The 1,272-nt window shown below is 66.7% G+C and carries 2 protein-coding genes; both read right to left on the reverse strand.

The genetic code is table 11. The features are described from left to right. On the reverse strand, positions 1–847 hold an 847-nt coding region (locus ACZ4MF_RS49045; protein WP_467500961.1), incomplete at its 3' end, for an alpha-amylase family glycosyl hydrolase. Beyond that, positions 844–1,272 (reverse strand): alpha-glucosidase C-terminal domain-containing protein (locus ACZ4MF_RS49050; protein ID WP_467500963.1); only part of this gene is annotated, 429 nt, incomplete at its 5' end. The genes ACZ4MF_RS49050 and ACZ4MF_RS49045, both read right to left, overlap by 4 nt.

Below are 1,272 nucleotides of genomic sequence, written 5' to 3' on the forward strand. Positions count from 1 at the left end.
GGCACTCGTCGCCGCCGGTGCCGTAGTCGCCGAAGTAGTCGACCACGTCCTCGGGCCACTGGTTGGCCTCCGCCAGCAGCACCGTGTCCGGGTACATCGCGTCGATCTCTCGGCGCACGCGCTTGAGGAAGGTGTGCGTGGCGGGCAGGTTCTCGCAGTTGGTGCCCTCCTCGGCGTAGAGATAGGGGACCGCGTCGAGCCGGAATCCGTCGATGCCGAGGTCGAGCCAGAACTTCAGGGCCGCCAGGACCTCCTCCTGTACAGCGGGGTTCTCGTAGTTCAGGTCCGGCTGGTGCGAGAAGAAGCGGTGGAAGTAGTACTGGCCGCGCACCGGGTCGAAGGTCCAGTTGGAGGCCTCGGTGTCGACGAAGATGATCCGGGCGTCCTCGTACTGCCGGTCGTCGTCCGCCCACATGTAATAGTCGCCGTAGGGGCCGTCGGGATTCTTGCGGGACTCCTGGAACCACGGGTGCTGGTCGCTGGTGTGGTTCATGACGAAGTCGATGATGACGCGCATCCCGCGCTGGTGGGCGGCGTCCACGAACTCCACGAAGTCGGCGAGGTCGCCGAACTCGGGCAGGACGGCCGTGTAGTCGGAGACGTCGTAACCGCCGTCCCGCAGCGGTGACTTGAAGAACGGCGGGAGCCACAGGCAGTCCACGCCGAGCCACTGCAGATAGTCGAGCTTGGCCGTCAGGCCCTTCAGATCGCCGATGCCGTCGCCGTTGCTGTCCTGGAAGGAGCGGACCAGGACCTCGTAGAAGACGGCGCGTTTGAACCAGTCCGGGTCACGGTCCTTGGCGGGCGTGTCCTCGAACGTGTCGGGTACGGGTTCGTTGACGGTCATGACGCTGCGGGCCCTCCGATCTGGGGCGTCGATCGCCCGACGTGGAGCACGTGCGCCGGCGCGCTGCCGGGGGTGAGACGCACGTAGTTGGTCCTGCCCCAGTGGAACGTCTCGCCCGTCAGTTCGTCGTGTACGGACAGGGCGGCGTCCCAGTCCAGGCCGAGTTGCGGCATGTCCAACGAGACCGTGGCCTCCTGGGTGTGATGCGGGTCGAGGTTGACGACCACGATGACCGTGTCCGTCCCCGTGCGCTTGCTGTAGGCGAGCACGGCGTCGTTGTCGGTCGGGTGGAAACGCAGATTCCGCAGGCGCTGTAGCGCAGGGTGCCGGCGTCGGACGGTGTTGAGGCGGGTGATGAGGGGGGCGATGCTGCGGCCCTCGCGTTCGGCGGACTCCCAGTCGCGGGGCCTGAGTTGGTACTTCTC

The sequence above is a fragment of the Streptomyces sp. NPDC025793 genome (assembly GCF_055558375.1).